Source organism: Novosphingobium arvoryzae (assembly GCF_014652615.1).
GTDB classification, from domain to species: domain Bacteria; phylum Pseudomonadota; class Alphaproteobacteria; order Sphingomonadales; family Sphingomonadaceae; genus Novosphingobium; species Novosphingobium arvoryzae.
Genome location: NZ_BMZD01000005.1, coordinates 102,733 through 126,723, shown reverse-complemented (window position 1 = coordinate 126,723; position 23,991 = coordinate 102,733). Strand labels below are relative to the sequence as shown.

The window sequence follows — 23,991 nt, the reverse complement described above, 5'->3', positions numbered from 1 at the left end:
TCAGCGCCCTCCCTGCGAGATGCGCAGCACGCGCGGATCGACTTTCAGCCCGGACCGGGCAATCGCGTCGATGTTCATCCGGAATGTCGCCGCCTGCGGTGTGAACAGCAGGCAGAACATCGCCTGGCTGCGGCAATCGGGATCGGCCTCGGCAATGGTCAGCACCCCGCGCCCGCGCGCCTGCGCGGTCAGCGCGCGCATTTCCGGCAGGCTCATGCGGCCGATGTAAAGGGAATCGCACACACCGGGGGTGAACGCCGTCGCCGCCACGGTCTGCCGGTCGATCAGGCGGCCATCGGCCAGCCGCAAACCGTCCAGCCCATCCGCATGACTGACCGGGCCGACCACGCACAAGGTCACCGGATTCTCGCGGCGCGGCCAGGTGGTATATTCGGTGATCGATTGCACGATCCGCCCGACCGGACCGGCAAAGACGCTGCCCGGACTGCTCGCAACCGGCACGAGCGCAAGGTCCGTCGCGCCCGTCAACGGCACGACGGCCAGCGCCAACAGCGCAGCCCGCAAACGATTGGCAACGTTCATCTCGACCCTGATCCTTGCCAGACCAACCCCGCCCTTTGCCCGAAACTATCGTAAACGCAAGGAATTCCGGGCGTTCCGTTTACCTGAAACCAACCATCGCCGCCCCGTCCGCACTGCCGGATTGGTTTCTATCGTAACCAGTGCTAGGAGGCCGGAAAGTCCTGTTGCCGGAGAAACCGCCTTGTCCGCCCCGCAGTCCGCCCCGCAGCCTGTCTCGCTGAACCGCACCCCCTTGCGCCGCGCCTATCGCATGGAAGAGGAGGCCTGCCTGGCCGAACGGCTGCTGCAGGCCGCCCCCGCCAGCGCGGTCCATCCCGCCGCGCAGGCGCTGGCCGCGCGGCTGGTCATGGGCGCGCGGGCGCACAAGGCCAGCGGGCTGGACGCGTTCCTGCAGACCTATGGGCTGGGGACCGAGGAAGGCATCGCGCTGATGTGCCTGGCCGAAGCGCTGCTGCGCGTGCCGGACGCCGCCACCGCCGACGCGCTGATCCATGACAAGCTGGCCGGGATCGACTGGTCGGAACGGATGGGCGACAGCGACAGCACGTTCGTCAACGCCGCCACGTTCTCGCTGATGCTGACGGGGCAGGTGCTGCAACAGCGGCGCGAGGCGGCGGGCGGGCTGGGTGCCAGCCTGAAGCGCGCGGTCGGGCGGCTGGGCGAGCCGGTGATCCGGCAGGCGACCTTGCAGGCGATGAAGATTCTGGGCGGCCAGTTCGTGTTCGGCCGGACCATCGAAGAAGCGCTCGCCCGCGCCGCACCGGAGCGTAAGGAAGGGCTGACTCACAGCTTCGACATGCTGGGCGAAGCGGCGATGACTTTTGCCGATGCGGAACGTTACCGCCATTCCTACGCCGCCGCGCTGGACCGGATCGCGGCGGAGGCGGGCGAAGGCGTGGTCCGCTCCCCCGGCATTTCGGTGAAGCTGTCCGCGCTCTATCCGCGCTATGACTTCTATCACGCCGAAGCCGCGAAAGCCGCGCTGGTGCCGATGCTGCGCGATCTGGCGGCGAAGGCGCGCGATGCCGACATTCACTTTACCATCGACGCCGAAGAGGCCGAGCGGCTGGAACTGTCGCTGGACATCATTGAAGCGCTGGTGGCCGACGACAGCCTGTTCGCGGGCGGCTGGCAGGGGTTTGGCCTGGCGCTGCAAGCCTACCAGAAGCGCGCGGTGCCGCTGGTCGACTGGGTGGCGCAGCTGGCGCGGCGGCACGGGCGGCGGATCATGGTCCGGCTGGTCAAGGGCGCGTACTGGGACAGCGAGATCAAGCTGGGGCAGGTCGGCGGCCACGGCGATTACCCGGTATTCACCCGCAAGGTCGCGACCGACGTGTCCTACCTCGCCTGCGCCGCGCGGATGCTGGCGGCGAGCGACGCGATCTATCCTGCGTTCGCCACCCACAACGCCTATACCGTGGGTGCGATCAAGGCGCTGGCAGGCAGCGCGCAGTTCGAATTCCAGCGACTGCACGGCATGGGCGAGGACGTCTATGCCGAACTCGCCCGGATCGAGGCGGCGGACGGCCAGCCCCGCACCCCGGTGCGGATTTACGCCCCGGTCGGCGGGCACAAGGAACTGCTGGCCTATCTGGTCCGCCGCCTGCTGGAAAACGGCGCGAATTCCTCGTTCGTCAACCGCATGGCCGATGCCGAAGTGCCGGTGGCGGACCTGACCGGCGATCCGGTCGCGGAACTCGCCGCGCTGACCCCGCGCCGCAATCCGGCGATACCGCTCCCCACAGCGCTGTTCGCCCCGCGCGCCAACAGCGCGGGCGTCGATCTGGCCGACCCGCTGGTGCGTGAACCCCTGCCGGAAAGCATGGCCGAACTGAGCGACTTTTCCGGCTGGACCGCCGCCCCCACCGCCGAAGCCGCCCCCGCCGCCGCGCCGCGCCCCGTCACCTGCCCGCATGACCGGACCATCGTGGTCGGCCATTGCCGCGATGCCCGGCCAGACGAAGTCTCCACCATGATCGAACGCGCGCTCAGCGCTCAGCCGGAATGGGACGCGCGCGGCGGCGCGGCGCGAGCCGAACTGCTCGCAGCCGTGGCCGACGCCTATGAAGCGCACCGCGATGCCTTCCTCTCGCTCTGCCAACGCGAGGCCGGCAAGACCCTGACCGACGCGGTGCTGGAACTGCGCGAGGCGGTCGATTTCCTGCGCTATTACGCCGCCGAAGCGCGCCGCCTGTTCACGCCAGAGGGCGAGGCGCTGCCCGGCCCAACGGGCGAGAGCAACCGCCTGACCCTGCATGGGCGCGGGGCGTTCGTGGCGATTGCGCCGTGGAACTTCCCGCTGGCGATCTTCACCGGGCTGATCGCGGGGCCGCTGGCGGCGGGCAACACCGTGCTGGCCAAACCGGCCGAGCAGACCCCGCTGATCGCGGACCTCGCCGTGCGGCTGTTCCGCGAAGCCGGGATGCCGGACGGCGTGGTCCAGCTGGTCCCCGGCGACGGCACGGTCGGCGCCATGCTGACCGGCGATCCGCGCATTGCGGGCGTGGCCTTCACCGGCTCGACCGAAACCGCCCGCGCGATCAACCGCAGCCTCGCCAGCCGCGACGGGCCGCTGGCGCAGTTCGTCGCGGAAACCGGCGGGCAGAACGCGATGATCGTCGATTCCTCCGCCCTGCCCGAACAGGTCACGCGCGATGTGGTCGCCTCCGCGTTCCAGAGCGCGGGCCAGCGTTGCTCCGCGCTGCGGGTGCTGTACCTGCAGGATGATATCGCCGACGCCATGCTGGAGATGATCCGCGGCGCGTTCGAGGCGCTGGTGATCGGCGATCCCGAAGACCTGACCACCGACGTTGGCCCGGTCATCGATGCCGAGGCCAAGGCGGCGCTGGACGCGCACGTCGCGGCGATGCGTGCCGCCGGGCACACCGTGTGGCAGCGCGAATTGCCGCAAGGCTGCGACCGCGGCACGTTCGTTGCCCCGGCGATCATCCAGATCGACAGCATCCGCCAGCTGGAGCGCGAGCACTTCGGCCCGGTTCTGCACGTCGCGCGGTTCGCCGCCGCTGACCTCGAACAGGTCATCGCCGATATCAACGCGGTCGGTTACGGGTTGACGCTGGGCATCCACACCCGGATCGACAACACCCGGCGGCTGGTGCAGGCGCGCGCCAAAGTCGGCAACCTCTATGTCAACCGCAACCAGATCGGCGCGGTCGTGGGCAGCCAGCCGTTCGGCGGCGAAGGCCTGTCCGGCACCGGCCCGAAAGCGGGCGGGCCGCACTATGTCGCGCGCTTCGCGACCGAGCGGGTGGCCTGCATCGACACCACGGCGGCGGGGGGCAAGGCCAGCCTGATGGCGGGCGGGTAGGCCGCCTACCGACTGACGAATGTGAGAGGGTGCCGATTCAGCCCTTGCCCTTGTTAATCGCCCGGTTAAACTGCCCGCCGGGAGATACTGATGGACAAGGCTACTTACGACCGGCTGCTGGCCAAAGCGCAGCGCACGTCACACCTGTTTACGTTTGACGAATTCCTGCGGTTCTGGGCCGCCGACCGGCCCGAGCGGCTGGCGATGGAAGGCGACGACCTTCGGTTCGACTATGCCGGGCTGGAAGACGCCACGGCGCGCGTCGCCAGCGCGCTGCTGGCGATGGGGCTGACCAAGGGGGACCGGATTTGCTGGTTCGGCAAGAACAGCGCGACCTATTTCACGCTGTTCTTTGGCGCGGCGCGCGCTGGCGTGGTGATGGTGCCGATCGGCTGGCGTCTGGCCGAACCCGAAGCGGCCTTCATCATCGACAACGCCGAAGCCAAGCTGCTGTTCCTGGGCGACGGGTTCGAAGGCGCCGCCGCGACGCTGGGCGCGCGGCCCGGCCTGATGCGCTGCTTCACGGCGGACGAGGCCCGCAAACTAATCACCGACAGCCCCCGCACGGAATTTGCCCCGTCAGGCGCGGATGAGGCGGTGCTGCAACTCTATACCTCTGGCACCACCGGCAACCCCAAGGGCGCGGTGCTGTCCAACCGCAACCTGTTCGGGCTGCGCAAGGCCAGTCTGGACAACCCGCAACCCCACACCCTGTGGGACGAGGACGAGGCCGTACTGGTGGCCATGCCCTGCGCCCACATCGGCGGCACGGGCCTGGGAGTGATGGCGCTGGCATCGGGCCTGCCCGGCGTGGTCCTGACCGAATTCGATCCGCCGCGCGTGTTCGACGCGGTCGAAAATCGCGGCGTCACCCGGTTCTTCATCGTCCCCGCCGCGCTGGCGCTGCTGCTGAACCACCCGGATTGCGCCAAGACCGATTTCAGCCGCGTGAAGTACATCCTGTACGGCGCCAGCCCGATCCCGCTGGAACTGCTGCGCGAATGCATCGCGATGTTCGGCGCGCAGTTCGTGCAGAATTACGGGATGACCGAAACCACCGGCACGATCTGCGTTCTGCCACCGGAGGATCACTCGGTCGAAGGCAACCAGCGGATGCGCTCGGCGGGCAAGCCGCTGCCGGGCGTCGAAATGATCATTCGCGGACCGGACGGCAAGCCGCTGCCCACGGGCGAGATCGGGGAAATCTGTACCCGTTCATCCAACAACATGCTGGGTTACTGGAAGCTGCCCGAAGCGACCGCCAGCACGATGGACCCGGACGGCTGGATCGCCACCGGCGACGTCGGCTACATGGACGAGGACGGCTATGTCTACATGTATGACCGCGCCAAGGACATGATCATCACTGGCGGCGAAAACGTCTATCCGGCCGAAGTCGAAAGCGGCATCTATGGCCACCCCGATGTGCTGGAAGTGGCCGTGATCGGCGTGCCGGACGAAAAGTGGGGCGAAGCGGTGAAGGCCGTCTGCGTGCCCAAGCCCGGCCACTCCATCGACGCCGACAGCATCATAAGCTGGGCGCGCGAACGGCTGGCGGGCTTCAAAGTGCCCAAGAGTGTCGACGTGATCGAGGCGCTGCCCCGCAACCCCAGCGGCAAGATCCTGCGCCGGTCGCTGCGCGAACCGTACTGGGCGGGCCGCGAACGCCAGATCAACTGAGGCGAGGCAAGCCTTAAAGCCCCGTTCCCGTTCGTGTCGAGCGAAGTCGAGACACCGCGCGCAACGTGTCTCGACTTCGCTCGACACGAACGGATAAGGTGAGAAACAACCAGAGGAGCCTGCCATGTCCGAACCCCTGCCCGGTGCCAAGGAGCACATCGACGCCGCCCTGAGCCAGTGCGCGGTGATCGATGACCTGCCCGCCGACACCCCGCTGATCCCCATCGCCAAAGTCGGCGTGATCGGCGCGGGCACGATGGGCGGCGGGATCACAATGAACTTCCTGACCGCAGGCATCCCCGTCACCATTGTCGAGCGTGAACAGGCCGCGCTGGACCGGGGCGTGGACGTGATGGGCAAGAACTATGCCGCCAGCGTCAAGCGCGGGCGGATCGAGGCGGCGGACGCTGAAGCGGCGATGGCGCGGCTGACCCCGGCGCTCGATTTCAGCGCGCTGGCGGACTGCGATCTGGTGATCGAGGCCGTCTATGAATCGATGGACGTGAAGAAGGACGTCTTCTCCCGCCTCGACGCCATTGTGAAGCCCGGCGCGATTCTGGCCAGCAACACCAGCTATCTCGACGTCGATGAAATCGCCAGCGTCACCAAGCGGCCCGAAGCGGTGCTGGGGATGCACTTCTTCTCGCCCGCCAACATCATGAAGCTGCTGGAAGTGGTGCGCGGGGCCAAGACCGGCGCGAGCCAGCTGGCCACCGTGATGCAGCTGGCCGGCAAGATCCGCAAGGTGCCCGTCGTCTCGGGCGTGTGCCACGGCTTCATCGGCAATCGGATGCTGGCCAAGCGGCAGGAACAGGCCAACGCCCTGATCATGGAAGGCGCCGCCTATTTCGACATCGATCAGGTGCTGCTGGACTTCGGCTTTCCGATGGGGCCGTTCCAGATGGGCGATCTGGCCGGCCTCGACATCGGCTGGCACCGCGATCCGTCGAAAGTCACCACCGTGCGCGAGGCGCTCTGTGCCGCCGGGCGCTGGGGGCAGAAGACCGGCAAGGGCTTCTACGACTATGACGAGAACCGCCAGCGCACCCCTTCGGCCGAAGTGCAGGCGATCATCGCCGATTTCGCCGCGCGTCAGGGCGTCCCCCAGCGCGAAGTCACGCGGGAGGAAATCTTTGAACGGCTGATCTATCCGATGATCAACGAAGGGATGCTGATCCTCGACGAAGGGATCGCCCAGCGCGCGTCGGACATCGATCTGGTTTGGCTCAACGGCTATGGCTGGCCCGCGTGGACCGGCGGCCCGATGTACTGGGCCGCGCATCAGGGGCTGGACAAGGTGGTCGCGGGCCTGAAGCGCCACGGGTTGCCCGTCTGCGACAAGCTGGCCCGCGACGCGGGGTAGGCCTCAGCGCGCCTTGGGGATGCAGCTTTCGCGCGGCAGGCCGGGGAACCGCTCGCAATCATAGAGCGCGATCTCGCGGCCCGATGGATCGCGGGTAAAGCTGAATTGCAGACTGGCGCGCGCGGACGGCGGCAGTGGAAACGCGACGGGGACGTCAGCCCGCGTGCCCCAGCCCAACACCCGGCAGGTCGCGTCGGGCTTGCACAGCTTGCGGGCGATGGCAGCGGCATCCTCGGCGCTGGAGGCGGCGTCGATCACCACGAAATTGGCGCGGCCAGATGCATCGCGCATCTGCACCTGCCCGCCAGTCACCGCCGGGGTATCGGCAGGCAGGTCCGGCGGGGGCAGCGCGGCGTCAGTCGCCAGCGGATCGGGGCCGGCGAGCAGCGGGCGAATGTCCGGCTCTCCCCCGCGATAGGGCAGGTTGCCCGCCGCCTTGCTGCCCCAATAGCCCGGCCAGCGCAGGAACAGGTGGGTTTCGACGCGGGCCAGCTTGACCAGCTTCGGGCTCCACCACGGAAACACCCAGTCGGTGTGGTAATGCGTGGCATTGCCGACCGGGGCATAGACCGCGCCGTTCAGCGCCTCCACCGCCCGCGCCCGCGCCGCGATCCACGCGGGGTCGCTATAGCGCCGCTCCAGCGAACCATCGCAGGTGAAGGTGAACTGGCAGCCGGTCCGCCGCTCCGCCCCTTCGAACACCACTCCGCAGACCGTCTTGGCGAAGGCGGGATGGCGCACCCGGTTGAGCACGACCTGGATCACCGCGCGCTGGCCCGGATCGCTGGGGCCAGCCTCGGCCATGGCGGCAAGCGCAAGGCATTCGACCGCGCGCGACAGGTCAACCGGGCTGCCCGTGAAGCGGAACCGCGCCGCCGGTTCGATCCGTCCGGCATAGAACGGCACGGCGGCATTGCGCGCGCGCGCCTCGTCCATCGGCAACAGCGGCGCGCGGTTCAGCAGCGGGGCGTCCCCGGCACGGCCCGGCAATTCGGCAAGGTCCGCCGCCGCGCGCGTCTGCGCCAGCGTGATCGCGTCCAGATTGCGGGGCTCCATCCCCGACAGCAGGCACGCCACGATCGCCGCCAGCACCGGGGCGGCACCCAGCGCGGCGGGCCAGAAATGGCGCAGGTTCTGGCGCAAGTGGGGAAAATGCGGGCCGCTGGTCATCCGGCGCGCAGCCTTGCACCGAAGCGCGCGGCAAATCCAGCCGCCCCGGTCAGATCACGCCCTGCGCCGCCAGTTCCGCCAGTTCGGCCGCGTCCAGCCCCAGCAATTCGCCATAGACTTCGGCGTTGTGCTGGCCGACCACCGCTGGCGCGGGGCGGCGCACAGTGCCGGGCGTCGCCGAGAAGCGCGGGAAGCTGGACTGCATCTTCAGCGGGCCAAACCGTTCCGTCTCCACCTCGATGATCGCCTCGCGCGCCTGGAAGTGCGGGTCTGCCAGCATGTCGGGCGCGCGGTAGACCCGGCCGGCGGGGATCGAATGCGCGGTCATCAGCGCGTCAACCTGATCCATCGTCAGCGTGCGGGTCCAGGCATCGATCAGCGCGTCCAGTTCGTCCTGGTTCTCGCCGCGCGCCAGATGCGTCGCATAGCGCGGATCGTCGCCCAGTTCGGGGCGGTCCATCGCCGCCGCCAGGCGCTTCCACAGCGAATCCTTGTTGGCCCCGATCATGAATTCGCCGTCCTTGCAGGTATAGACATTGGACGGCGCGATGCCTTTCAGGATCGATCCGGAACGTTCGCGGATCAGGCCCATCCGGTCATATTCGGGGACCAGCCCTTCCATCACCTGCAGCACGCTTTCATAGAGCGCGGCATCGATCACCTGCCCCTGCCCGGTGCGCGCCCGCACGTGCAGCGCGGCCAGCACACCCATGCAGCCATACGTCGCGGTCAGGGTATCGCCGATCGACACGCCCATCCGGCTGGGCGGGCGGTCCGGCTCGCCCACGATGTAGCGCCAGCCGCCCATCGCCTCGCCAATCCCGCCGAACCCGGCGCGGTCGGAGTACGGCCCGGTCTGGCCATAGCCCGACATCCGCGCGATGATCAGGTGCGGGAATTCGGCCAGCAGCACATCCGGCCCCAGCCCCCACTTTTCCAGCGTGCCGGGCTTGAAGTTTTCCACCAGCACGTCCGCCGTCGCGATCAGCCGCCGCACCAGCGCCTGCCCCTCTGGCACGCGCAAGTTGGCGCTGACCGAGCGCTTGTTGCGCGCGATCACTTCCCACTGGACCTTTTCCGCGCCCTGCCCCCATTCGCGCATCGGATCGCCGGTGACCGGCGGTTCGACCTTGATCACATCCGCGCCCATGTCGCCCAGCAACTGGCCGCAGAACGGCCCCGCGATCAGCTGGCCCAGTTCGACGACCCGGATGTCCTGCAATGCCCCGCGATTCACTTGGTCCCTCCGCTGCTGCGCCGCGTCACTCACTGGTTTGCTCCATCCTGCTTGGGGAACGGCGGCGCCTTGGCCACCATGCCGGGCAAGGTCCGGTCCATGACCCCGCCCAGCCAGTGGTTGGCCGCGATCAGCGCCGCCAGATCGAGACCTGTGCCGATGCCCGCGCGCTCCAGCATGTAAACCACGTCCTCGGTCGAGACATTGCCCGCCGCGCCGGGTGCGAAGGGGCAGCCGCCCAGTCCGCCAATCGCGGCATCGACCGTCACCGCGCCCGCCTGCACCGCCGCCCAGACATTGGCGAGGCCGGTGCCGCGCGTGTTGTGGAAATGGACCCGCACCGGCACGCCCGGCACCGCCGCGCGAACCTTGCCCACCAGCGAGGTCACGTGCGCCGGATTGCCGACGCCGATGGTATCGGCCAGCCCGATCTCGACCGGATCGGCTTTCGCCAGTTCGGCCGCCATCGCCACCACCCGGTCCTCGGCCACTTCACCCGCGAACGGGCAGCCGAACGAAGCGGCGATGGTGACCTGCCCGGTCTTGCCCGCCGCCCGCGCCATCGCGATGATCTCCTGCGCGGCAGCAACCGAACCATCGCTGGTCTGGCCCTGGTTGGCCATCGCAAAGGTATCCGTGGCGACCGACACCGCGCCCAGCTGGTCGATCCGCCCGGTCGCCAGCGCGCGGGCCGCGCCGCGCGCGTTCATCACCAGCCCGATATAGGTCACGTCGGCGCGCTCCGGCAGGCCGGCGCAGACCGCTTCGGCATCGGCCATTTGCGGCACGGCGCGCGGGTTGACGAAGCTGGTCACTTCCATCCGCCGCACCCCGGCGGCAATCGCGCGCTCGATCAGCGCCAGCTTGTCCGCCGTCGCGATCTGCGTCTTTTCATTCTGCAAACCATCGCGCGGGGCGACTTCGACCATTTCAATCATCGGCATCGGTCTTGTTCCATCCCGGTCCGGCCGGGTCTGTCAGCGGGCGCGGCGCCCCCGGATAAGATTTGACGGCGCGCTATCACCGGCTATGCCTTGGCGCCAGCGCGGGGGCAGGCGCGATCCTGCCGCCCGCACCATTTCTTGCCTTCATCGCAGGGTTCCGGTTCGTTTCATGCGCTCGCCATATCTGATCGTTTCCCTGCTCCAGGGTTTCTACTGGTTCGACTCCGGCTTGCAGAGCTACTTGCGCGCCCGCAACCTGCCGACGCTGACCCATTCCCAATCGATGGTGATGATCAATCTCACCACCGGCACCACCCGCCCTGCGGACGTGGCCCGCAATCTGGGAATCAGCCGGCAGGCGGTGCACGTCACGCTGCTGCAGATGCAGAAGCTGGGAATGGTCGAATTCCGCGCCGACCCGACCGACAAGCGCTCCAAGATCGTGGTGCTGACCGAAATGGGCGAACCGATGCGCCGGCACGCGCAAGCCGCCGTTACCGCCATGACCGAGCGGCTGGCCGAGCGGATCGGCAAGACCCAGGTCGCCAACCTGCTGGCCGCGTTCAGCACCGACTGGGGCGATGAAGTGGACTTCGAAAGCGAGAGCGCGAACCGCAATCCCGGTTGATCCGGTGGCGGGCAGGATCATGGGTTCTGCTCCGCCGCGGCGTGCTCCGCCTCGATCGTCCGGCCCGCCATCCACAGCGCCAGCGCGGTCAGCACCATCACTGGCACCATCGTCGCGATCATGGCCAGGCGCAGACTGTCCTTGCCCTGCCCGGCGGCGAACAGGTCGCTCATCGCGCCGACCAGCAGCGGCCCCAGCCCGATCCCGATCAGGTTCAGCACCAGCATCAGCATCGCGGAGGCCGTGCTGCGCGCTTCAGGCGGGGCCAGGTTCTGCACCACGGTCAGCGCAGGCGGGACCGGGAAGTTGAGCAGCGCGATGGGGATCGCGCTCCACACCAGCACCATCTGCCAGCTGTCCGACATCAGCGCGAGGCCGGTCAGCGGCGCGCAGATCAGCGTGGCCACCGCCGGGACGGTGGCATAGGCGCGTGCCGATTTGCCCACGAACCGCGCGATGATCCCGCCACTGGCGAACAGCCCGACCATCAGCGCCACGCCCACCACAGGGCCGTAATAGAGCGCCACCTGCTGCGGGCTGGCGCCGTATCCGCGCATCAGCAGCGCGGGCATCCACGTGACCAGCGCATTGGCCGAAATCGCGAACAGCCCGCTGGCCAGCGCCATCCAGCGCAGCGTGGGCGAGGCGATGAACAGCTTGGCCACCGCGAGGAACGGCATCGCATCCCCGCGCGGGCGCACTTCGTAATTGCCGCGCGGCGGTTCCGGCCCTAGCCAGTAGAGCAGCGGGGCCAGCACCAGCCCGATCCCGCCCGCGACATAGAACGCCACCCGCCAGTCATAGGCCGAGGCGATCAGCCCGCCGCCGACCACGCCCAGCATCAGCCCCATCGGCGTGGCGCAGGTGAACAGCGCCACCGCCAGCACCCGGCGCGCGGGCGGAAAATAGTCGCTCATGATCGAGAGCGACGGGGCGACCCCGCCCGCCTCGCCCAGCGCCACCCCGATCCGCGCCACCGCGAGCAGCGCGAAGGATGCGGCAAACCCGGTCAGCAGGGTAAAGAAGCTCCACAGGAAACAGGCCGCCGCGACGATCCGGATGCGGTTCCAGCGGTCTGCCAGCATCGCGATCGGCAGGGTGACGCAGCTGTAGAACACGGCAAACAGCGTGCCCGTCAGCAGCCCGACCTGCGTGTCGGACAGCTGCATCTCCGCCTTGATCGGCTCGATCAGCACGGCCAGGATCTGCCGGTCGAGGAAGTTCATGATATAGGCCAGCGTCAGCAGGATCACCCCGATCCAGCGCCCGCGCACCGCCACGCCGCCGCCCGGCTGTGCCTGCGGACCCGCCGCGTCCAGTCCTGCCATTACCGCCACACTCGTTCTCCCCGGAGCGGCGCTCTGTGCGCCTGCCGATATTGATCAGTTTTGCCCCATCGTCCGGTCGATCCGCACCCAGACGCCCTCGGCGGACTTGTCGACCATCCCCTCGAACGAGGTCAGTTCGGCCCGCGCGGACAGCCCCGCCGGATCGGCCAGTACCGTTGCGCCCGCCCCGGCGGCTTCGGCCGCGCGCAGCATCATCGTGCGGAAGGTAACGATGGCCTTGTCGCTCGACCCCAGCCGGTCCTCGCTGCGGTCGGCGATCCGGCCCATCGATTCCCACATCGCCATGTCCTGCGTGGGGATGCCGTAAATCCCGGTGAAGTCCCCGGCGCGCATCGCGGCGCGGTCCTGCAGGTATCCGTTCGCGGCATTGCGGACCTTGCGATAGGTCACCGCCTCCACGTCCTTGCCCACTTCCGCGCCGCAGAACCGCCGCCAGTCATCCTGCGCGATGCCCTTGGCCGGGTCGGTGTGCCAGGCGATCCAGTAGAACATTGTGTTCTCGTCATCGATCGGCACCAGCATCTGGCTGAGCCGGTACTGGTCGGTCGGCGGGATGTGGACGGTAAAGGGTGCCTGAAACACCGTGACGCGGATGTAATCGCGCAGGTCCGGGTCGTGGATCGGCGTGCGGATCGCGGCATAGCGAAAGCCCAGGTCCAGCCGCTGCACGTCCAGCCGGGGCGATTTGTCCGCCGAGGGGCGCAGCCAGGCCGTGTCGGTCGCGGTGGAACTGGCGACACTGTCGGCAGTGGGCATGTTGGTGGAATGCAGGCTGGAACTGTGGGCGGAGTCAATCGAGCCTTCCAGCACTTGCGCCCAGTTGCAGTCGGCGTGGACCTTGACCACGGCCACGTTGCCCGGCGCGGCCTTGGCCCAGATCGGCGGATCGAACGGCGTAACCGCGTCCGGATCGCCCAGCCAGACCCACACGAACCCGCCACTTTCGACAACGGGATAGGCCCGCGCGGCGATCTTTTCGGTCAGCGCGGTGCCCGCTGGTTCGCTGGGCATTTCGGTGGCCGCGCCGGTCACGTCGAACTTCCAGCCATGGTACAGGCAGCGCAGCCCGCAGTCCTCGTTGCGGCCATAGACGAGCGAGGCGCGGCGGTGCGGGCACAGCTCATCCAGCACGCCAACCCGCCCCGCCGTATCGCGGAACACCACCAGGTTGACGCCCAGCAGCCGCGCCCGGCGCGGCGGGCCGTCCGGCTCGGCCACGTCCTCGCTCAGGCAGGCAGGTAGCCAATAGCGCCGCATCAGCGCGCCCATTGGCGCGGCGCGTTCGACCCGGCACAGCGTATCGTTCTGCTGCGGTGTCATGCCTCCGTGCGGCTCCTTCGATCCGGCCCGAATGGGGGCCATGCAATGCTCGGTTGAAAATACTTCTAATTCTAAGTATTGTGCTGGGCAAGCCCTATGTCGGGGCGACCGGGGGGACGCAAAGCGGGCATGGCGACAGGCGGAACCATCAATCTGGGGGTGATCGGGCTGGGCCGGGGCCTCATGCTGGCGCTGCCCGCGCTGATCGCATACCCCGCAATCCGGCTGGTCGCCGCAGCCGATCCCCGGCCCGTAGCGCGCGAACGCTTTGCCGCAGAGTTCGGTGCGCGCGCCTATGCCGACTGGGCCGAGCTGCTGGCCGATCCCGCCATCGACGCGGTCTATATCGCCGCGCCGCACCAGTTCCATGCGGAGCAGGCCGTGGCCGCCGCACGCGCGGGCAAGCACGTGCTGGTGGAAAAGCCGATGGCGCTCAGCCTCGACGATTGCCGCGCGATGGCCGGCGCCGCGCAGCAGGCCGGAACGGTGCTGGTCACCGGCCCCAGCCACAGCTTCGATGCGCCGGTGCGCCATGCGGCCGCGCTGATTGCCAGCGGCGCGGTGGGCGCGCCGCGCCTGATCACCGCGCTCAACTACACCGATTTCCTGTTCCGCCCGCGCCGCCCGGAAGAACTTGACTCCGCGCAAGGCGGGGGCGTGGTGCTGAGTCAAGCCGCGCACCAGATCGACATCGCGCGCCTGCTGGCGGGCAGCCCCTTGCGCAGCGTCCGCGCCGTGACCGGGGACTGGGACGCCGCCCGCCCCAGCGAAGGCGCCTATGCCGCCCTGCTAGACTTCGCCAATGGCTGCGCCGCGACGCTGACCTACAGCGGCTATGCCCGGTTCGACAGCGACGCACTGCAAGGCGGCACGGGCGAATTCGGCCAACCGAAAGACCCCGCCGCCCACGCGACTGCCCGCCGCCGGATCGCCGCGCTCTCCCCCGGAGAGGAAATCGCCGCCAAGCTGGCCCGCGCCTATGGCGGGGCAAGCCCAGCCCTGCCCCCCGCCCCCGTCGCCAATGAACAGTTCGGGCTGGTGCTGATCAGCTGCGAGCGCGCGGACCTGCGCCTGATGCCGGACGGCGTCTGGACTTATGCCGATGATGGCGCGCGGTTCACCCCGCTCCCGCCGCCGCCCGCCGCGCAATACGGCGCGATTGCCGCCTTTGCCGAGGCGTGCCGGGGTGGGCCGCTGCCGCCGCAGGCCGGAAGCTGGGGGATCGACACCGTCAAGGCCTGCCTCGCCCTGTCCCGCTCCGCGCATGAGCGCCGCGAAATTCGCATCGAACCGGAAGCCCCATCCGCATGAGCAAACTGCCCCTGACCTTGGCCTGCTGGAACTATGACCGCACCGCCGCCCTGAGCGACGGGCGGGTGACAGCGGAGGGGATCGACCTCAACGTCCTGACACTCGACGTGGAGGAAACCTTCTTCCGGATGCTGCGCCACCGCGAATTCGACGCGGCGGAGATGTCGCTGTCGTCCTATTGCGTGGGGCTGGGCCGGGGCAGCACCGATTTCATTGCGCTACCCGTGTTCCCGTCGCGGTTCTTTCGCCATTCGTGCATTTTCGTGTCGACAAAATCGGGCATCGAAACGCCCGCCGATCTGGTCGGCAAGCGGATCGGCGTGCCCGAATACCAGATGACCGCACCGGTCTGGATTCGCGGCATCCTGCACGACGAATGCGGGATCGACCCGGCCAGCGTGCACTATTTCACCGGGGGCGAGGAGACGCCGGGGCGCGAGGAAAAGCTGAAGCTGGACCTGCCGGAGTGCTTCCGCCTGACCCCGATCGGCCCGGACCAGACGCTGGCGCGAATGCTCGCCGATGGCGAGATCGACGCGCTCTACACCGCCCGCGCGCCCAGCACCTTCACCAGTGAGCCCCACGCGGTGCGCCGCCTGTTCCCGGATTTCGTCACGCGTGAACAGGACTGGTTCGCCCGCACCGGAATCTTCCCGATCATGCACGTGATCGCGCTGCGGCGCGATGTGTACGAAGCCAACCGCTGGATCGCCCGCGCGCTGATGAAGGCGTTCGCCGAGGCGAAAGCGCTCGCCCAGGCCGAACTGCGCATTTCCGCCTCGCTCAAGACCATGCTGCCCTGGCAGATCGCGATGGTGGAGGACACCACCCGGATCATGGGCGCGGACTGGTGGCCCTATGGCGTCGATTCCAATCGCGCGGCGCTGGAAACTTTCACCCGCTATCACCACGAACAGGGCCTTTCCCCGCGTCCGTTGACGGTGGAGGAGCTGTTCGCACCGGAAACCTTTGCGCAGTTCGTGATCTAGGACACCGCCCGGTCGCGGCCTTTCCAATAAGGTGCGCGCAGTTCCCGCTTCAGCACTTTGCCCGATGCGTTGCGCGGCAGGGCGGGGATGAAATCGACCGACTTCGGCAGCTTGTAGGCCGCGATCCGGCTGCGCGCCCAGTCGATCACGGCGGCGGCGTCCGGTGCATCGGGGCCGGGCACGACAATTGCCTTCACTTCCTCGCCCCAGCGGTCGGACGGAACCCCGATCACCGCCACTTCGACCACGCCGGGGCAGCCCGCCAGCGCATTTTCGACTTCGGCGGGATAGATGTTCTCACCCCCCGAAACGATCATGTCCTTGACCCGGTCCTGCACGAAGTAAAAGCCATCGGCACTGCGCAGGCCGGCGTCACCCGTGTGCAACCAGCCGTCGCGGATCGCATCGGCGCTGGCCTCGGGGTTGCGCCAGTAGCCGGTGGTGATCATCGGCCCCCGGATCACGATTTCGCCCACCTCGCCATCAGGCAGGGGCGTCCCGTCCGGCCCCAGAATCGCCATCTCCAGCCCCGGCCACGGCTTGCCGCAGGATCGCAGCAGCGCGCCGTGGTGGTCCTGCGGCGCAAGCGAAGAGCCGCCCCCGGCGGATTCGGTCATCCCGTAATACTGCACGAAATCGCAGCCGAACCGGGCCTGCGCGCCGGTCAGCACCGCTTCGCTGATGGGGGACGCGCCATAGCCGATAGAGCGCATCGAGCTGACATCCGCGTCGCTGCCCGAATGGAGCAGCGCGTTGATCATGGCCGGGACCAGGAAAGTGCGCGTCACCCTCTCGCGGGCGATGGTTTCCATGACCGCGCCCGCATCGAATTCGCGGTGGACGATCACGTGACTGCCCGAGGCGAGCGAAGCCATCACCACGTTGAACCCGGCGACATGAAAGATCGGCACCGCGATCAGCACGATATCATCTTCGGTATAGTCAAATCCGTCGATCTGCTGCGCGGCCACCAAGAACGCGGCATAGTTCGCGTCCGACAGGCACGCCCCCTTGGGCCGCCCGGTGGTGCCGCTGGTGTAGAGCTGCAGGATATCCCCGCCCAGCCCCTCCGGCTGCTGCGCCGGCACCAGTGCGCCCTGATCGATCCGGGCATGCCCAGGCAACGCGAATCCGGCGCTGACAATGCGCGGCGGCACGGCCAGTTCGGCGCAGGCCGCGCGGGCCAGGTCCAGCATGTCCTCGGTCACCACCAGCAGCGGGGCCTCGGAATGCTCCACGATATAGGCGATCTCGCCCACGCTCAGCCGGTAGTTGATCGGCAGGAAGCAACCATCGGCCAGCGCGCTGCCAAAGGCGATGTCGAACCAGTGGATGCTGTTGCTGCCCAGCCAGGCCACCCGCTGCCCGGCTTCCAGCCCCAGCGCGCGCAAGTTGGCGCAAGCCCGCCCGGCCCGCGCGCCAAGATCGGCGTAGCTGAACGTCTGCCCGCCCACCGTCACGGCCGGCCGCTCGCCAATGCGCGCCGCCTGCACGGCGGGAATTTCCCGCACGGAACCGATCCCGGCCGCTTCGCCCATACCCACTTCCTCTCCCGTTTCCCGCCCGTTGCAACGGGCGATGCTTGTCCTGGACTGCGTTCCGGCAGCCGCGCAGATGGTCAACGAATTTGACAGCTTTTGATTAGAAGTCTATCCATATCGCATACGCAGGACCAGAGACTGCCGTACGGTTTGAGGAGAGTCGATAATGGGACAGGCAAAGAACACCGAATTCGAGTTTCGCGGCGTCAACCATCTGGCGCTGGTCTGCCGCGACATGGCCAAGACGGTTGAATTCTACCGCGACATCCTGGGCATGCCGCTGACCAAGACGATCAACCTGCCCGGCAACATGGGCCAGCATTATTTCTTCGATTGCGGCAACGGCGATTCGCTGGCGTTTTTCTGGTTCCCGGATTCGCCCGAGGCCGTCCCCGGGATCTCCTCGCCCGCGCAGTTGCCGCGTCGGGGCAATTTCGTGTCGGCGCAAGGTTCGATGAACCACATCGCCTTCGACGTCGCGCCCGAGAAGTTCGATGAATACGTGGAGAAGCTGAAGGCCAAGGGCATCGACATTTCGCCCGTCTCCAACCACGACGATTCCCCGACCCAGATCAGCGAAACCGTGACCGACCGGGTGTTCGTGCGCTCGGTCTATTTCTTCGATCCGGACGGTGTCTGCGTCGAACTGGCCGCGTGGACGCGTGCGCTGAATGACAGCGATGTCGACAACACTGCCCGGCCGATGACCGCAGCGGATCTGCGTCCGGCGGCGTAAAACGTATGCTCCCAGGTCGCGGAAACGCGACCTGGGGGAGCGGGCCGGTGCCGCAAGCCAATCGCGGAGGCGATTGGCGCACCAGCGAAAGGACCTTTACCCTACCGGTTCTGCGTCGCCGCCGGGCTGAGAAAGTCCGCGGCGTTGAACCCTTCGGGTGCGGCAACCTCGACGATCGGGTCCTTGCGGTTGTCGTATTCCAGCTGCAACGCGCGGGTCATCACCGCATGCATCGCGTAGAGGCAGGTGATGTAGGTGTATTCGAAGATCTGTTCGTCATCCCAGAACGTCTTGAGCTTGGCGAAGACCTCGTCCGGCACCCGCCCATCGCCGGCCGTCAGGCAATCGGCATAGGCCAGCACGGCGCGTTCCTGATCATCGAACACGTCGGACACGGTCCAGTGCGGGATCGCCGCGATCTTTTCATCCGACACCCCCAGCCCTCGCAGCGACTTGCAGTGCTGCGAGAACACGAACTGGCTCCCCTTGACCCAGCCCGCGCGGGTCTGGCCCAGTTCGCGCAGCACCGGATCGATCTTGCGCGCGGGGTGGCGATAGACGGCAAAGCCATCGACCGCGTGCTGGAAAATGTCGGGCGCGAGCGCAAAGACCGTCCACCAGTCGCCCGGCGTGCCGGTGGCGGTGCCGGGTTCCGCCACGGGATCGCGATCCCCGAACAGGCGCTTGTAATAGCGCTGGACAACTTCCGCCGTCACTTCCGATTTCGGTACCTGGCGCAGCACGGGCATCGTCTTCTCCTTGGATCTTCATCAACTCGCGAACTTGCGGAATTCGGCAACCTGGGCCGAATCGAAATATTCGTCCAGCCGGGTGATCCGGCCGTTCTCCACGCTGCACAGGATGCAGGCGTGCAGCGTCAGCCGCACCCCGTCCGCCCGCGTGCCGTGCAGGATGTGGCGCTGCACGAACCCGCCGGGAAACACCTCGCGCCGGAGCACTTCATAGCGGCGGTCGGCAATCCGCCGCGCCATCCCGGCCAGCGTGGCCAGGTTCTCATCGCGGGTCTGCTCCAGATCGTCGGTGTTGTGCCAGATCGCCACTGCCGGGTTATAGCAGTCGCGCACCGTATCGATGTCTCCGGCTTCGACGGCTGCGAAAAAGCGGTCAGCCAGGTCGTGCATGTCCTGCATGGGGTTCCCTTCCTGCTGAAACGGAACACGCCGCCGGTCGAGGGAGACAACCGGCGGCGTGCAGGGGGATCAGAACTTCGCGCCGAGCGTCACGCCATATGTGCGGGGCGGGCTGTAGAAGCGCTGGATGAAGAACTGCGCGGTCGGCGTCAGCGCCGCCACATAGGTCTTGTTGGTCAGGTTCTTGCCCCAGATCTGCACACGGAACCGGCTGTCGGCACTGGCCCAGTTGAGCGAGGCATCGACCAGCGTGTAATCGCCCGCAATGCCCTGCACATCGTTGGTGACGGTGTTGTAGTACGTGCTCTTGTACAGCACCGAACCGCGCGCGGTCAGATCGCCGGCGCTACCCAGCGGGATGGTGTATTCCGCCGTGAAGTTGGCCTGCCACTTGGGCGCGCGGACCAGCTTGAGGCTGGTGTAGTCCTCATCCCGCAGATAGGTGCCGTTGGGCAGCAGCGTCACCTTGCCCCCGCAAGTGGAGGTCGGCGCAGTGGTGTAGGACTGCGGCCCGTTCAGGTCGGCGCAGAAGTCGGTGTACTTGCTGTCCAGATGGCCGACGTTGACCCCGAGGTTGAGGTTCGACACCGGGCGCAGCGCCAGTTCCAGTTCGACCCCCTTGGTGGTGGCCGCGCCGATGTTCTGCGATGCGGTTTCCTGGCCCGAAGCGACGTTCGGGTTGGGGAAGAACACCCCGAATTCCAGTTTCTTGAACTTGGTCACGAAGCCCGCGAGGTTGACCCGCAGCATGCCGTTCAGGAAATCGCCCTTGAACCCGGCTTCCCACAGTTCCGACGTGTTGTCCTCGGTCGGACCGGCAGTGGTCAGCGTTGCGGCGCGCGCACCGTAACCGCCACCCTTGTAGCCCTGGTTGTAGATCGCATAGGCCATCAGATCGGGATTGAACTTGTAGTCGATCCCGGCCTTGAACGTCGCGCGGTTGCGCGAATAGGCATTCTTGAAGGCCTTGTTCGCGGCAAAGTTCGCCGCGGCGATCTGCTCCATTTCGGCAATCGGCTTCACGAACGCGCGTGAGGAGAACCGCGACGGCGAGATCAACGTGCCGGTCGGATCGCGGAAGAAGTCCTTTTCCTCCCAGCTCTGACGCACGCCCAGCGTGATGTTGAGCTTGTCGGTCACGCCATAGATCAGCTGCGCGAACAGTGCCTTGGCGGTGTTGGACTGCTGGACGTAATCCTGGCTGCCGAAGTTGAGCGAAGGCGCGACCAGCACCGGCAGGGTCGGGAAGGCCTGGGTCAGCTTGAAACTCTGGTTCAGGTAATACCCGCCCACGACCAGGTTCAGCCGCGAAAGCGCATCGTCCCGGTCGGAAAAGTCGGTCGCCAGCCGCAGTTCCTGGCTGAACTGCTTGTGGGTCTGCAGGCGGAAGGTCGGGAAGAAGTTGATTTCCGACCCGTCGAAATCGCTGTCGTTGAAGTCGTCGGTCTTGATGTAGCCCGTGACCGAGGTCGCCACGACCGAGCCAAGATCCGCCTCGACCTTGCCGATCAGGCCCCACTGGTCGGATTCATGCAGGCTGGGGAAGTCGCGCCCGATCGTGTACGGCCCGTCGTTCGGTTCCTCGAAGCGGAAGATCAGGTAGTGCAGCTTGGTCCGGTCCGGCGCGGAATCGCCCCCCGGCGCGCTGGAGCGGTCCTTGACGAGGAAGCCCTTGAGGTTGACCGTCAGCGCTTCCGACGGCTTGAACAGGATCGTGCCGCGCATGGACAGCTTGTCCTGCCCACCCACGTCGTCACCGTTCAGGCGATTGGTGAAATAGCCGTCGGCCGTCTGCTTGTTGACCACCAGCCGCACGGCCAGCTGATCGCGCACCAGCGGCAGTTCGACCGCCCCCTTCACGTCAAGCCGGCCATAGTTGCCGATCGTGCCTTCGGCCTGAACGCCGCCCTGATCGAGGCTGGGGTCCTTCGAATAGGACGAAATCCCGCCCGCCAGCGAGTTCTTGCCGAACGAGGTGCCCTGCGGGCCGCGCAGGATTTCCACCCGGTCCATGTCGAACGTGTCGAGCAGGGTCGCCACCGGGCGGGTAACGTAGACGCCGTCGATCGAGACGCCGACCGGGCTTTCCTCGGTCGATTCGATCCCCTGGGCACCCAGCCCGCGAATGTGGATCGCGGCGGAATTGGGGAAGGTCGCCACCGGCTGGATGTTCACGTTGGGCGTGGACGGCGCCAGATCGCTGAGGTTGCGCGCCGCCTGCCGGTCCAGCTTGGCTTCGCTGAACGCGGAAATCGCCTGCGGCACGTCCTGGAGGGTTTCCTTCTTGAAGCGCGCGGTCACGACGATCTCGTCAGCGTTCGCGGCTTCGTCAGCTTCGCTGACCGCTTCGCTCTGGGCCAGGGCGGCGGGCGCCCAGGCGCCGCAAAGCGCAATGACTGCTGCTCCCGTCAGGAACCGGCGCAATTCTACCTTACCCATGTGGCTCTCCTCCATCTCCCCGGCTGTGCCGGGGCCCGTAGACTCCGTGATCCTTTAGCGTCACGGATGCTTAGCGCTCTAACTATATCCTTCGTATGGCAAGTCAGCAGGCTTGTCCAGATGATGCGTCACCCCTGTCTTTGCGTCAATGAAATTGACTATTGCCGTTGCATTCGCGCAACACCCTTTACCCGGCGCGCGGATCGACGATGCGCCCCGCCAGGGCCGCCGCCGCCGCCATTGCCGGGCTCATCAGATGCGTGCGCGCGCCAGTTCCCTGCCGGTTTTCAAAGTTGCGGTTGGAGGTCGAGGCGCAGCGCTCGCCCGGCTCCAGCCGGTCCTCGCTCATCGCCGCGCAGAGCGAGCAGCCGGGTTCGCGCCATTCGAACCCGGCGGCGCGAAACAGCGCATCCAGCCCCTCCGCCTCGGCCTGCGCCTTGACCAGTCCCGATCCCGGCACGACTTGCGCGCGCACTCCCGGCGCCACCGTTCGCCCGTCAACCACGGCGGCGGCGGCGCGCAGATCCTCGATCCGGGCGTTGGTGCACGAACCGATGAACACCCGGTCCACTGGCAATCCGGCAATCGCCTGTCCGGGCGCAAGCCCCATGTAATCGAGCGCGCGTCCGATCCGCGCGGCCTCCTGGGGGTCGGCGCAAGCCGCCGGATCGGGCACGGTGCCGCCGATCCCGATGGTCTGGGCCGGACTGGTGCCCCAGCTGACCAGTGGCTCCAGCGCCCCCAGGTCGATCGCAATCTCCCGGTCGAACCGCGCGCCCGGATCGGACGCAAGCGCAAGCCACCGCACGGTCGCCGCGTCCCAGTCGGTGCCCTGCGGCGCGGCGGGTCGTCCGCGCAAGTACGCCAGCGTCACCGCATCGGGCGCAATCAGGGAACAGGGCGCACCGGCCTCGATGCTCATGTTGCACAGCGTCATGCGCGCTTCCATCGACAACGCGGCCAAGGCGGGGCCGGCAAATTCGATGGCGTGGCCCGTCGCCCCGGCCTGCCCCAGTTCGCGCACGACCGTGAGCGCGATGTCCTTGGCCGTAACCCCCGGATGGAGCGCCCCGGTCAGGGTCACGCGCAGGCTGCGCGGACGTTTGCGGCGCAGGGTTTGCGTCGCCAGCACATGCTCCACATCGCTGGTGCCGATCCCGAACGCCAGCGCCCCGAACGCGCCATGGGTGGAAGTATGACTATCCCCGCAGGCGATGGTCATGCCGGGCTGGGTGCGGCCCTGTTCCGGCGCGACGACATGGACGATGCCATTGCGCGGATCGCCCAGGGCAAAGCTCTCGATCCCGAATTCCGCGACGTTGCGCGCCAGCACCTGCAATTGCAGCCGCGCGGCTGCATCGCGGACCGCGTCCACCCCGCGCGCCTGACCCTGCGTCGGCACGCTGTGGTCGGCAAGCGCCAGCACGCGATCCGGCCGGCGCACCGTGCGTCCGGCCAGGCGCAGCCCTTCGAACGCCTGCGGGCTGGTCGCCTCGTGCAGCAGGTGCAGATCGATATAGAGCAGCGATTCGTCGCCGTCGGTCGCCACCAGATGGGCGTTCCACAGCTTGTCGTGCAGCGTCAGCGCGCCTGCTTCCGGCTCTGCCTGCCGCTCCATCCCCGCTACCCTCACCCTATACTTAGATGCCTAAGCATAAAGCCGGGTGCGCCGTCATGGCAAGAGCGCAGCGCCCGCTATTCGCCCCCGGCGCGGCGCAGCACGGTGTCGGCTTCGTCCTGCAGGTTGTCGATCACCCGCCCCAGCAGCGCGCGCAGCTGGTTCGCTTCGGTCGGGGTCAGCCCCTCGGTCGCCATGGCGTTGACCTCGACCACGCAGGGCAGCAGCCGCTCCTCGATGTCGCGGGCGGCCTGGGTCAGAAAGACATTGGTCACGCGCCGGTCCGCCGCGTTCGGCTCGCGCCGGATATAGCCGGCCTTTTCCAGACTTTTCAGCGCAACCACGGTGGTCGGCTCGCGCATGCCCACCCGCCGCGAGAGCTCCCGCTGGCTCAGGCCATCCTCGGCCCAGAGCACGCGCAGGAACCGCCACTGCCCAGCCGTTACCCCCAGCGGCAGCGTCCGCTTTTCCAGCGCGCGGCTGAAATTGCGAAACGCGATCCGGCAAAGATAGCCGAGGCTGTTTTCAGGATGGGCATAGAACGAAGGATCGGGAGGGGTCGTGTCGGCGGTCATGAAGGCACAGTCCATTGAAACGATTGCATAGGCCGTCGGCGTGCGGGCTTCGGTCTGCTGGCAGGCATA

Annotated in this window: 18 protein-coding genes and 1 pseudogene; 7 read left to right on the top strand and 12 right to left on the bottom strand. The window is 67.5% G+C overall.

Translation table 11 applies throughout. The annotated features are described in order from the left end of the window. Window positions 1–543 (bottom strand): regulatory sequestration protein YfiR, encoded by a 543-nt coding sequence (yfiR, locus tag IE113_RS11520; protein WP_189541614.1) that lies wholly within the window; start codon window positions 541–543, stop codon window positions 1–3. A 181-nt stretch (window positions 544–724) separates the two neighbouring features. On the opposite strand from yfiR, the gene putA reads away from it, so the two are divergent. From putA to IE113_RS11505, 3 genes and pseudogenes are all read left to right on the top strand, one after another. After that, window positions 725–3,871 carry a bifunctional proline dehydrogenase/L-glutamate gamma-semialdehyde dehydrogenase PutA gene (gene putA / locus IE113_RS11515; RefSeq protein ID WP_189541612.1) on the top strand — a complete coding sequence of 1,049 codons (3,147 nt, stop codon included), beginning with the start codon at window positions 725–727 and terminating at the stop codon, window positions 3,869–3,871. A gap of 90 nt (window positions 3,872–3,961) precedes the next feature. Further along, window positions 3,962–5,551 carry a fatty acid--CoA ligase gene (locus IE113_RS11510; RefSeq protein WP_189541610.1) on the top strand — a complete coding sequence of 530 codons (1,590 nt, stop codon included), beginning with the start codon at window positions 3,962–3,964 and terminating at the stop codon, window positions 5,549–5,551. A gap of 145 nt (window positions 5,552–5,696) precedes the next feature. Beyond that, window positions 5,697–6,914: pseudogene (locus IE113_RS11505) on the top strand (3-hydroxyacyl-CoA dehydrogenase); the annotation flags it as partial. Between the two features lie 3 nt (window positions 6,915–6,917). On the opposite strand, the gene IE113_RS11500 reads toward IE113_RS11505, so the two are convergent. The 3 genes from IE113_RS11500 to IE113_RS11490 are packed head-to-tail and all read right to left on the bottom strand — an operon-like array spanning window position 6,918 to window position 10,265. Beyond that, a complete protein-coding gene (locus IE113_RS11500) occupies window positions 6,918–8,084 on the bottom strand; it encodes a cell wall hydrolase (RefSeq protein WP_229822330.1) in 1,167 nt (388 codons plus the stop codon). A 49-nt stretch (window positions 8,085–8,133) separates the two neighbouring features. After that, window positions 8,134–9,321 (bottom strand): CaiB/BaiF CoA transferase family protein, encoded by a 1,188-nt coding sequence (locus IE113_RS11495; protein WP_229822327.1) that lies wholly within the window; start codon window positions 9,319–9,321, stop codon window positions 8,134–8,136. Window positions 9,322–9,350: 29 nt separating this feature from the next. Further along, complete coding sequence (locus tag IE113_RS11490) at window positions 9,351–10,265, bottom strand: hydroxymethylglutaryl-CoA lyase (protein ID WP_189541606.1); 915 nt, start codon at window positions 10,263–10,265, stop codon at window positions 9,351–9,353. 169 nt (window positions 10,266–10,434) lie between these two features. Between IE113_RS11490 and IE113_RS11485 the strand changes: the two genes are divergently transcribed. Continuing rightward, window positions 10,435–10,893: a MarR family winged helix-turn-helix transcriptional regulator gene (locus IE113_RS11485; RefSeq protein WP_189541604.1), complete on the top strand. Its 459-nt coding sequence runs from the start codon at window positions 10,435–10,437 to the stop codon at window positions 10,891–10,893. Window positions 10,894–10,910: 17 nt separating this feature from the next. Here IE113_RS11485 and IE113_RS11480 read toward each other — a convergent pair whose 3' ends face one another. Both IE113_RS11480 and IE113_RS11475 read right to left on the bottom strand, forming a co-directional pair. Further along, window positions 10,911–12,221 (bottom strand): spinster family MFS transporter, encoded by a 1,311-nt coding sequence (locus IE113_RS11480; protein ID WP_189541602.1) that lies wholly within the window; start codon window positions 12,219–12,221, stop codon window positions 10,911–10,913. Window positions 12,222–12,275: 54 nt separating this feature from the next. After that, complete coding sequence (locus IE113_RS11475) at window positions 12,276–13,562, bottom strand: Rieske 2Fe-2S domain-containing protein (protein WP_189541600.1); 1,287 nt, start codon at window positions 13,560–13,562, stop codon at window positions 12,276–12,278. Between the two features lie 129 nt (window positions 13,563–13,691). Between IE113_RS11475 and IE113_RS11470 the strand changes: the two genes are divergently transcribed. Together IE113_RS11470 and IE113_RS11465 are read left to right on the top strand one after the other, a co-directional pair. Beyond that, a complete protein-coding gene (locus IE113_RS11470; RefSeq protein WP_189541598.1) occupies window positions 13,692–14,873 on the top strand; it encodes a Gfo/Idh/MocA family protein in 1,182 nt (393 codons plus the stop codon). Next, complete coding sequence (locus IE113_RS11465; protein WP_189541596.1) at window positions 14,870–15,862, top strand: ABC transporter substrate-binding protein; 993 nt, start codon at window positions 14,870–14,872, stop codon at window positions 15,860–15,862. The genes IE113_RS11470 and IE113_RS11465 overlap by 4 nt, the downstream gene beginning before the upstream one ends. Here IE113_RS11465 and IE113_RS11460 read toward each other — a convergent pair. After that, window positions 15,859–17,400 (bottom strand): AMP-binding protein, encoded by a 1,542-nt coding sequence (locus IE113_RS11460; protein WP_189541594.1) that lies wholly within the window; start codon window positions 17,398–17,400, stop codon window positions 15,859–15,861. The genes IE113_RS11465 and IE113_RS11460 overlap by 4 nt on opposite strands. A gap of 169 nt (window positions 17,401–17,569) precedes the next feature. Here IE113_RS11460 and IE113_RS11455 point away from each other — a divergent pair, with 169 nt between their 5' ends. Then, on the top strand, window positions 17,570–18,139 hold the full coding sequence (locus IE113_RS11455; RefSeq protein ID WP_189541592.1) for a VOC family protein: 570 nt from the start codon (window positions 17,570–17,572) through the stop codon (window positions 18,137–18,139). A 101-nt stretch (window positions 18,140–18,240) separates the two neighbouring features. Here IE113_RS11455 and IE113_RS11450 read toward each other — a convergent pair whose 3' ends face one another. The 5 genes from IE113_RS11450 to IE113_RS11430 all read right to left on the bottom strand — a co-directional run bounded on the left by IE113_RS11450 (window position 18,241) and on the right by IE113_RS11430 (window position 23,922). Further along, window positions 18,241–18,888, bottom strand: a complete 648-nt coding sequence (locus IE113_RS11450; protein ID WP_189541590.1) for a carboxymuconolactone decarboxylase family protein — start codon at window positions 18,886–18,888, stop codon at window positions 18,241–18,243. 21 nt (window positions 18,889–18,909) lie between these two features. Continuing rightward, window positions 18,910–19,290: a nuclear transport factor 2 family protein gene (locus IE113_RS11445; protein WP_229822322.1), complete on the bottom strand. Its 381-nt coding sequence runs from the start codon at window positions 19,288–19,290 to the stop codon at window positions 18,910–18,912. A 69-nt stretch (window positions 19,291–19,359) separates the two neighbouring features. Beyond that, the gene (locus IE113_RS11440) at window positions 19,360–21,729 is read right to left on the bottom strand and encodes a TonB-dependent receptor (protein WP_189541588.1); all 2,370 of its coding nucleotides are present in this window, start codon (window positions 21,727–21,729) and stop codon (window positions 19,360–19,362) included. Between the two features lie 187 nt (window positions 21,730–21,916). Further along, entirely contained in the window at window positions 21,917–23,347 is a 1,431-nt protein-coding gene (gene leuC / locus IE113_RS11435; protein WP_189541586.1) for a 3-isopropylmalate dehydratase large subunit, read from the bottom strand. A gap of 77 nt (window positions 23,348–23,424) precedes the next feature. Continuing rightward, on the bottom strand, window positions 23,425–23,922 hold the full coding sequence (locus tag IE113_RS11430; RefSeq protein WP_189541584.1) for a MarR family winged helix-turn-helix transcriptional regulator: 498 nt from the start codon (window positions 23,920–23,922) through the stop codon (window positions 23,425–23,427). Between the last annotated feature and the right edge of the window lie 69 nt (window positions 23,923–23,991).